This window comes from Prevotella sp. HMSC073D09, assembly GCF_001814145.1.
In the GTDB taxonomy this organism is placed as follows: domain Bacteria; phylum Bacteroidota; class Bacteroidia; order Bacteroidales; family Bacteroidaceae; genus Prevotella; species Prevotella conceptionensis.
Genome location: NZ_KV815048.1, coordinates 1 through 9266, shown reverse-complemented (window position 1 = coordinate 9266; position 9266 = coordinate 1). Strand labels below are relative to the sequence as shown.

Annotated in this window: 8 protein-coding genes and 1 tRNA gene; 5 read left to right on the top strand and 4 right to left on the bottom strand. The window is 43.8% G+C overall.

What is annotated here, in order from left to right; translation table 11 throughout:
- Window positions 1-993: 993 nt before the first annotated feature.
- Window positions 994-1158: a hypothetical protein gene (locus HMPREF2955_RS16095; RefSeq protein ID WP_168166857.1), complete on the bottom strand. Its 165-nt coding sequence runs from the start codon at window positions 1156-1158 to the stop codon at window positions 994-996.
- Window positions 1159-1296: 138 nt separating this feature from the next.
- Here HMPREF2955_RS16095 and HMPREF2955_RS02260 point away from each other — a divergent pair, with 138 nt between their 5' ends.
- Genes HMPREF2955_RS02260 through HMPREF2955_RS02250 form a run of 3 tightly spaced genes read left to right on the top strand, consistent with a single transcriptional unit; the run spans window position 1297 to window position 4944 of the window.
- Window positions 1297-2964: a cation diffusion facilitator family transporter gene (locus HMPREF2955_RS02260; protein WP_070720487.1), complete on the top strand. Its 1668-nt coding sequence runs from the start codon at window positions 1297-1299 to the stop codon at window positions 2962-2964.
- A 4-nt stretch (window positions 2965-2968) separates the two neighbouring features.
- Complete coding sequence (locus HMPREF2955_RS02255) at window positions 2969-3847, top strand: hypothetical protein (RefSeq protein WP_139145452.1); 879 nt, start codon at window positions 2969-2971, stop codon at window positions 3845-3847.
- A complete protein-coding gene (locus HMPREF2955_RS02250; RefSeq protein WP_070720484.1) occupies window positions 3844-4944 on the top strand; it encodes an AAA family ATPase in 1101 nt (366 codons plus the stop codon). The genes HMPREF2955_RS02255 and HMPREF2955_RS02250 overlap by 4 nt, the downstream gene beginning before the upstream one ends.
- Before the next feature lie 113 nt (window positions 4945-5057).
- Here the strand turns inward: HMPREF2955_RS02250 and HMPREF2955_RS02245 are convergent, their stop codons facing one another.
- Both HMPREF2955_RS02245 and HMPREF2955_RS02240 read right to left on the bottom strand, forming a co-directional pair.
- Complete coding sequence (locus HMPREF2955_RS02245) at window positions 5058-6470, bottom strand: hypothetical protein (RefSeq protein WP_070720482.1); 1413 nt, start codon at window positions 6468-6470, stop codon at window positions 5058-5060.
- Between the two features lie 410 nt (window positions 6471-6880).
- The gene (locus HMPREF2955_RS02240; protein ID WP_070720480.1) at window positions 6881-7990 is read right to left on the bottom strand and encodes a zinc-dependent metalloproteinase lipoprotein; all 1110 of its coding nucleotides are present in this window, start codon (window positions 7988-7990) and stop codon (window positions 6881-6883) included.
- A 194-nt stretch (window positions 7991-8184) separates the two neighbouring features.
- Between HMPREF2955_RS02240 and HMPREF2955_RS02235 the strand changes: the two genes are divergently transcribed.
- Window positions 8185-8257 (top strand) — tRNA-Pro (locus HMPREF2955_RS02235).
- 150 nt (window positions 8258-8407) lie between these two features.
- Here the strand turns inward: HMPREF2955_RS02235 and HMPREF2955_RS02230 are convergent.
- Window positions 8408-8650, bottom strand: a complete 243-nt coding sequence (locus HMPREF2955_RS02230; protein ID WP_070720478.1) for a hypothetical protein — start codon at window positions 8648-8650, stop codon at window positions 8408-8410.
- A 387-nt stretch (window positions 8651-9037) separates the two neighbouring features.
- Here HMPREF2955_RS02230 and HMPREF2955_RS15570 point away from each other — a divergent pair, with 387 nt between their 5' ends.
- Window positions 9038-9235 (top strand): hypothetical protein, encoded by a 198-nt coding sequence (locus tag HMPREF2955_RS15570; RefSeq protein WP_139145451.1) that lies wholly within the window; start codon window positions 9038-9040, stop codon window positions 9233-9235.
- The last annotated feature ends 31 nt before the right edge of the window (window positions 9236-9266 follow it).

Sequence of the window (9266 nt, the reverse complement as noted above, 5' to 3'; positions counted from 1 at the left end):
AGTTTTTGAGTTAATGAGTTGATGAGTTTGCAAGGTGGAAAGGTGGTGAGGTGATGAGTTGATAAGTTTGCAAGGTGGTGAGTTGATGAGGCCGTGAATCAATTTTTTCGGGATTTGTTGGGCTTTCGTGGGTTTACAAGCCAGCGAGTTTGCTGTCCTGCACTTCGCGCATGAAGAGGAACGTTTATTTTGTGCTGGCATCACAAAGACAACCAGCTCCTCTCAATAAAATATTAAAATCCAAGACGGTTTCAATAAAATTTCTATCCTATCCACCATTTGTTTAAAACTTTTTTAGTATTTTTGCAATGCCGTCCTTTGCGACATCGCCCATCCGCTTGCGGATTATGGCCGCCAAGACGGCACATACATAATGGAAAGACGTTTACCCACGTCTTGTCTTTGGCGTATATGAATCTCGCAAATTCGAACTTGCAGTCAGAGACGAGGCAACAAGTAGATGTCCGCAATGATGCAATTATCACGCCCTCTACACCAGAGAATGCCGTTGGCTTGTTGCCACGCGCATGGCCTTTGTTGTGTGGAGCGGCCATATATAGCGCATCGGCGTGGGGCTCTGCAGTTGCTCGTTCTACTGTAAGGGCAATGCGAGAGCCTATATGCGCGGGACGGGTGACGGTAGTCTCCGCGCTTTTTGTTATCGTATGTAGCTACCGCACGCAACAAACACTAAAAACTCGCCCCCATCATGGAGACACAAGGGCACACGCTTAATAACTATGAAACCGCTCATCTACACAGCTGCTTTGGCTGTTGGCTACACGCAAAGGCCAACAAGCACCGGTTATGCCTGCAAACGCCAGCCTGCACACACCGCAACGCACTTTGCTTGCCCTGCTTTTGCATGGGCACGCGCTCGATGTTTAGCCATAAGTGCTTCTTTTCCACGCTGCAAGTCTGCGTGGACCAGCCTTGAACGGTTTGTTGGTTTAGCCTCCAAAGCACCTTTTCCCCACATGGCAACTGCACGTGTTACGTACGCCCATACGTTATGTTCGCATTTTGTATGGTCTGCTCCCACATTCTCCCCTCGCAGCAAACGTCGCCACATCGGTTCTGCGTAACTTTGCATTCGTAACCCGCAGCGAACAGCGCAGCAACGCCCCACGGCTCTAAGCCGTAGCTGTTCAATTGCATCGAACAATATTAAACTAAATTCAAACATAACCGCTATGACAATACATAGGCATAAGTCAAGCTCTTATTATATCTATGGCCACGCTATAATCGAGAAAGTAATATCAACAGAAATATTAACATCAAAGACATACATTTATGAATGATAATTATAACGAACTGCAACAATGGGCTAATGAGGATGAAGAAGCTCTTTATGAGGATGAAACTCTACTTGAACGTGAACTCGCATCGCATATGTTAGAATTGTCTGGGTTAGAGGAAGACTTTGAAAAGATAGGTAGTCCTGATACACTTGGCGAAACTGTTATGAATGTGGTTTGGGATCAATTCATCAACCAGATTGGTATTATTGCAGGAGAGGACTTTGTTAAGGAGAATCGCGGATTACCGCTCGACTTACGAGACTCTGCTCATATTCAAACCACAGAGAATTTTGCTAACGGTAAAATAGCAAGCCATAATAGTAGTATTGACTACCAAGAAAGACATGACAGTTGGCAAAGTAATTTTGTTCGGGATGAGCATGGCAACATCGTTATGGGGAAAAAGAGATTTAGCGATGAAATTGTTGCACAAGTAAAGCCTAACGCGAGAAATTATCTTAATGGTCCTTCGGGGAGTGTAAGTATGCCAAATGACCACACGATACCTGCTACCGAGATAATCAGAGACCCCGAAGTGAATGCACATTTGAGCAGACAAGAGCAACACGATTTCGCTATCGGTAAGGAAAACTATCAGCCCTTAGATAGAGATTTTAATGCATCTAAAAGAGATGCTGCTATGGTGGATGCTGTAAACCATAAAAGAGATGGGAAAAGAGCGGCAGAACGCTTCAACATTGACGAAGAAGAACTTCTCGAAAGAGATAGGGTAGCTCGCGAGGAATATGCGAAACAGAAGGAAGAAGGGCAAAAACGTTCTATAGAAACTGGTAAACAATCTCAAAAAGCAGAAGCTTTCCGTATAGGAGGTAAAGCGCTTCGGTCGGTTTTGATGGGATTGTTGGCTGCTCTGATAAAAGATATAATAAAAGAACTTATTTCTTGGTTTCGTTCAGGCAAGCGTAAGATTAGTACATTCACCGAGTCTGTTAAGAAAGCGATCAAGAACTTTATCTCTAATATTAAACAGCACCTAACCACAGCTCGTGATACGCTTTTGTCAACAATAGTTACTGCAATTTGTGGCCCAATTGTTGGCATGCTTAAAAAGGCCTGGACGTTTTTAAAGCAAGGTTATAGATCTGTTAAAGAAGCCATACAGTACTTTAAAAACCCTGCAAACAAAGATAAATCGTTTGGGACTAAAATGCTTGAAGTGGGGAAAATTATTATTGCAGGGCTTACCGCAGTGGGAGCAATTGCTCTTGGCGAAGTTATAGAGAAAGCCTTAACTAGCATACCGATCTTTGCGGTTCAAATCCCATTGTTGGGAAACTTAGCTAGCTTACTAGGAATTTTCTTTGGAGCATTGGGTAGTGGTCTTGTTGGTGCATTGGCACTTAATCTCATTGATAGGCTAATTGCCAAGAGGCAAAAGGAGCAAAACAAATTGCAGCAATTGGAAAAGAAGAATGAGATACTTAATACGCAAACCTCACTTCTAAATGTTTCAGAAAAGAATCTGGAAGCAACAGAGCACAACACTATGTCTAACATTAAAGACAGGCATAAGGAGGGTGCAAAAGGAATGCGCGATATGGTAGAGCACATATTGTCTAATTCGGACTCCCAGGCAGAGGAACATTTACGCAACAATGAAGAGATGGACGAAATATTCAATACACTTAAAAGCATTTAAAGGAATGGAAAACAAATCAATAGAAGGACATAACTTCAAAAAACAGTTAAGTGAGATAGGCAAATTGGCTCAGACGACACCTAGGGCAATTACCCTACCAACTTTCGAAACAAAAGGAAACCTAATTGGTTGGAATGCACACAATGTGACGGGTAAGGAAGCCAATGAATTAGTGTCGAATATACAAAGTGCATTTATTGAGGCTAACGAGCGGTTTCGCACTCTATATAGGGAGTTTCATAAAGTATATAACGCATTTGACCAACTTGACAAAGAATACATTCGAGGCATTCTAGGGGCGATAGAGTCTGCCAACAAAGCCAGTGAACAGGCCATGATGGCTCAAAAGGACATCAACAATACCATCCTGGGTTTGAAAGCAACAGTGCAGGTTCTTAAAGACTTTAGGGATTCTACGATGTCCCAATTGGCAACAATAGACAATAATATTCATTCACTTGCTGACGTTGGTAGTTTAGAAAGTTTTAAATCTTCTTTGTCGGAACTTCAAAATCAATTGAACTACATTGGCGAACAGATAGATAACACGAAAAACCAAACACAAAAGGATTTGTTGATACTGCAAAACTACCATTCAGAACTGCAATCTTACGAGCACCTTGCCGACATAGATAATCTTTGGAAGGATGTGGAAAGACAGAAAGCAAGTATACTTGCGAATAAGCAAGAACAGGTAACACTGACAAAAGAATTTTATAGAAACAAAGAGGAACAACAATCTTCTTTTAATGACATCAACAAGAGAATTGAACAAGGCGAGCGTATCGTCAGTAGCAAAATAAAAACGGCTTACGCTATTGCGGCTGGGGCTATGTCTCTATCAATTATCCAACTCGTCTTACGCTTAGCCGGATTATTATGAGTATAGAAAACAAGTATGAGGAAAACCTTTTAGACACAGCCACCAATCTAGACGCTGTAACACACAGCAAAGGTAGAATTCATCAATGTGCCACGAGAGTAATAAAGTTGTCTGAACGAAAAGACATCGTTGAACTTGTTGTATATATAACAAAGTTTGGAAAAAGTGAAGATAGCAGAATAAGACAGATTGCAATTGCACTAAAAGATAGTCTGTTTATGCTACATGGCATTAGGAGTATTGAAAGGATTTGTAAGAGCAACGCGAAACCCGGCGATGGGGAAACAGAAAAAACATTAGATGAGCTGCTTAACGACCTAGACCACCTTGTTGGACTACACAATGTAAAATCAAAGGTAAGTGATTTAATTTGTTTTCAAAAGGTTCAAAAGTTAAGGAAGGGGCTAGGTTTAAGCTCTCCAAAAAGTACGCTCCATCTTGCCTTTACCGGCAACCCTGGAACAGGGAAAACAACTGTTGCTCGTATTGTGGGTAGAATATATAAGCAAATAGGAATATTGTCCAAAGGACACTTTGTAGAGGTTTCTAGAACCGATTTGATTGCAGGCTTTCAAGGTCAGACTGCGCATAAGGTAAAAAAGGTTATAGAAGGAGCTAGAGGAGGAGTGCTGTTTATTGACGAGGCATATAGCATTACGGAAAACGAGCATACAGACTCGTACGGACGTGAATGCCTTACAGAGCTAACCAAAGCACTTGAAGACTATCGAGACGACTTGGTTGTTATTGTGGCTGGCTATACAGAACCTATGATTAAATTCTTCGAATCTAATCCTGGGCTAAAATCACGTTTCAACACGTTCATTGAGTTTGAGGACTACACGGCCAACGAGCTTATGGAGATCTTTAAATTAATGTGTAATAAAGAAGATTACACCGTTACGGAGTTAGCATTGACGAAATTGTTTGAGAGAATAAACGCAACTATTGATGCAAAAGATAGCCACTTTGCTAATGGACGTTTCATTCGCAACATTTTTGAAGACATGATAATGAATCATGCAAGAAGGCTTGCCAAGATGGAGAACCCAGATAAAACTGAATTGCAAGAACTAAAAGAGCAGGATTTATTGTAGTTAGCACATCGTTTTTTGTGGTGTGTGGCACTAGGGGCAGTCCTTCTCGCCCCCTCCCCCCTCTCTGCCTGCATTGCGAGTTTGCAGCTGTTTAAGAGGGTGGAGGGGAACAACTACATTGGGGCTTCTTCCCAGTTCGCAACCTTGGTTATGCCATACTTCTCTAGTGTTTCGGGTTCGATGGGCAGGTAGATGTCTAGCTCGTCGAAGGCAAGGTATGCTTTGTTGTCCATAAGCAGTTGGCCAACGTTATCGCCCATTTTAATTCTCTCAAAGCCTTCATGTGCATCTCGCGGGATGCGATAGAGAAAGTTGTCGAGTACCGATAGGATGTAGATGTAGTTTATAGAGACGGCGAAAAGACTGAAATAAAACGTGTATTCGGCCGAGGGATATAGGGCTGTAACTCCCTTGTTGTGCGTTATCCAATTGGCGTATTGCTCGTTCAAGGATTCGTCTGTTACGCGCGTAAGGTTGATTTTTGCAGGCCATACGTCGGAGGGAAACTCGCGAAATAGGTCTAGACTATGTGGGCGTTTGCCCTTAGGCTTCTCTACATGGTAGTAAGTGTTTACTTCATCTGAATAGGGATGCCCCTGTATGTGTTTCCAAAACGCTAAGGGGTGCATGATATTGGCCATGCGTTTGCCCTGTTCTCCCCAAAAGAACCGGATAAGGAAACGCGTGTGGCGCATTGTTCCATCTGCTAATTTCTCCCAGTGGAACATAAAATGTCCTGTGTTATTGTCGGCTTCAACAAACTGCCAAAAGTGGGTATGCTCGTTGCGCCCTTCGCATTCGTTCCAAAAGCCATCAAGGTCTAGCGCTACTGTCTGTTGCTTCACGTTGTCTGCCGTATCGTAAATCCCTTGGGGGTGGGACAAACCATTATAGATTTCCAGCACTTCGCGGGTGTGGTAAATCAGCATCAACCTTGTTTTCTTCTTCTCCTGTTTGGCCTTAACCAGCGCGGGGAGTAAGGTAAAGACGGGCGTGTTGCTGGTAAAGCGTTCGAGTAACTGCATTACCGACTCGTATTTTTGACCCATGTCTGTTGCATCGCCGTCGCGCGAACCATATCCGGGGATGGCTTTTAGCAAGAAGGCAACGAGGAAAGGGGTGCTGATGTGTTCTGTTTGCACTTGCAAAAACGTTTGTGCGATGCGTGGGTTTAGGTTTGTTGGTGGTGCAGGTGCATGGCAAAATTGGAGTAGTTGGAAGGCTAGCTCTTCGGGATTGGCGCGCCGCGATAAATGTTCCTCGTAGAAACGCCATGCCGTTTGATATTCGCCGAGCAGCATTTCGAGGTCTTCTGCCTCGTCGGTATCAAGTCGAACTTGTTCTTTAAGGTCCCTAAAAGCGGCTCGCATACGTTGAACCGACTTGAAACTCCGTTTCACGCCGTTGTTGTGTAGCGAGTGATTATCAAGCCAATCTTCCAGTTCGGCCATCGTATTAAACAGCAGTCGGGTACCGGTTATGGCCGTGAGCCATTCTTCGTATGTGTTGTTCGGGTTTGTACTCATGCGGCAAAGTTACGGATTTAGGCCATAACAAGCAATGCCTGTATGACAAAGCGTGTTGCAAAACATGTGTTTTGTGGGTGTTTCGTGCTAAGGTACGATTTAAGCACGAGCGTGTTAGGCGTACGTAGTGGTGAGGAACAAGCAAAAGGGCGGTTTGTCTGAACGGCACTGCTATATATAACGAGTTGACAAGTTGGCGAGCTGACAGGTAGACGAGTTTATGAGTAGACAAGTAGGCGAGTTTATGAGTAGACGAGTAGACAAGTTAACAAGTTGACGAGTTGGCAAGTAGACAAGTTAACGAGCTGACAGGTAGACGAGTAGACAAGTTGGTGGGCGTAGCCATCTTTTCACCCTTTCACCCTTTCACCCTTTCAACCTTTTCACCTTTTCACCTTTTCACCTTTAAATCACTCTATCACCCTAAACTTAACATCCACAACACCCTTAGGCTTGTTGTGCGCATCAACACTTCTGCTTCTAGAACCAGGCCTTGGTATCAACAGACTATAATTAAGAACGTGGCGCATACGCTTGGTTTGGTCTTGTGTGAAGGTGTGTCCCAAGCTTATGGCATAATCCATGATGTTGTTAGAGTTGAACGTTTTGCCATCGCTGCCCGTACGTTTCAATAACTCATTAAGGTCTGCGGTCTGGGCATTGTGCGTTTGAAGGTATTCCATAAAGAACTTATCATACGCCACCTTATTATAAGTGGGCGTGTCTTTGCAGTAATCGGTATCCTTAAAGCCGTCTATATACTCCCCATTCTCTTCGCCAAACACGTGGAATAGTCCCAAATAATGTCCCAGCTCGTGGGCGAGCGTAACGTTGAAGTCGGCAGAGCTGATGCGAAGAAAGCGCAAGTTGGGCCAATCTTTATAGCGGTTTGACTCTTCATTAACATACTTGCTGTTTACCGAAACACAGAAAGGAGTTGGCAAATTATCCAAAGTTAGGTGTTTGGCTTGCACCGCAAGCAAGCCTTCCAGCTCGTGTTCGCCCTTCGCCGAAATCGCCATGTGGCTGATGCCGAGCGTTGTTCCGTTCGTCTTTGTCTGCTTAAAGTGGTATACGTACACGTTAATAAATCGGTTTGGGTCCCACATATACCGCTTATACTTGCCCGACTTGTCGTTCATCAGCACATAGGGGTCGATGGGATATTCGCTTTCTTCCAGCTTGATATACTCCACGCCGGGTTCGTCGAGCCTATTGCCCGACCCGTCAACGGGTGTCAGCAAGAAACGTATGTTTGCATTCCCAGCTCCACTATAAACTCCGCGGTACAATCCGTTGACATTGTCTAGCACCTGTTTTAGTCTTCCGGCAGGAACCTTTTGCGTAACGTCGTCCTCATCGGCATAGAAAACATGGAACACAACAGGCAGCACGCCCAGTTTTATAGGCTCCACAGGTTCGGGCTTGCGGATTGTTGCACGGTCGTCCTTCTTGTCACAGGCAGTTAGCAGCACAAGGGCGGCAGCCACCATAAAAAGTGAAAACAAACGTTGTTTCATTGTTTCGTATATATTGGGTTAGACATGACGGCAACCCGCACCATCTGCCCCTAACAGTCAGAAAAGATGCACTGCGCCACCGCAAAAATACGATAAAAAAGCGATAATTTCACACTTAACCGGAAAAAACGCCATAAAAATTTTGCCGTTATCAATTTATTGCCTACCTTTGCACACGCTTAAAAGGCAATGTTCGGGATTTAGCGCAGTTGGTAGCGCACACGTCTGGGGGGCGCGAGGTCGCTGGTTCGAGTCCAGTAATCCCGACATAACAAAAGGAGTTGCAGTCGCAAGGTTCGCAACTCCTTTTTGTTTTTGCCCCTATCTCATGCCCATAGTGCCGGCTTTGGGCTCTATAAGGCCGTCTTTCAATCTTTTACTAAGCTCTTGTTTTTTGTTAAATCTGTTGTTCATACTTTACAAAATACTATCGCTTCGCCAGCCCCTTCTAGCGAAAAAAAGAGCGTTAAAGCTAGCAATTAGGGGCAAATTGCAGTCTTGCGGATTTGTTTTTTGGCTCATTTTTGACAACATCACGTGCATTTTGCACCATTTTGCCTTTCTATTTGGTTGCCAGTTCGCAGTTTTTTCAGTCCCAATTATCTGCTTTTTGCCCCTAAAATCCCACGTATTAACGGCTATTTTGCCCTTTTCAGCCATATTTTTAACGACTCGAAAAGGTTTTATTTATACCATTGCAGTGTATCTTTATGCTTTTTGTCTCGCATTTAGCAGCATTTTGCCTTGCGTTTAGCATCAAAACGCACTCTATTTAGCACCAAAACGCACTCTATTTAGCACCAAAATGCACTCCATTTAGCATCAAAATGCACTCCATTTAGCATCAAAACGCACTCTATTTAGCACCAAAATGCACTGCATTTAGCAGCAAATAGCCCAATAACTGGTGCAAATGGCGGCGTTTTTAAATAAAAATTCATTTTGCCGCATTCGCTTACTAACCCTTTTTTGCGCAAAAACTAACCTTCGCGAGAATCGATTATTTGCGGTCAAGGGGACGGTTGGTGGACAAAACAGGCACTCATAATGTTAAAAATTATACTGAAAAGTGGACAAAGAATGGAGGATTACTCGTCAGCTTGTCAACCAAAAACCATCATACGCAGTGCGCTTACCGCCATACCCACTTGCCATCGCCAATTATCAGCAAGGCGAGTTGGGTTCGATGATGCTGCATTGGCATATTGCGCCGACTGCTTAACCCTTAGGTTTGCGCTGTGCTAATTAGGGATATTCAGTAAATATCTAACTAATT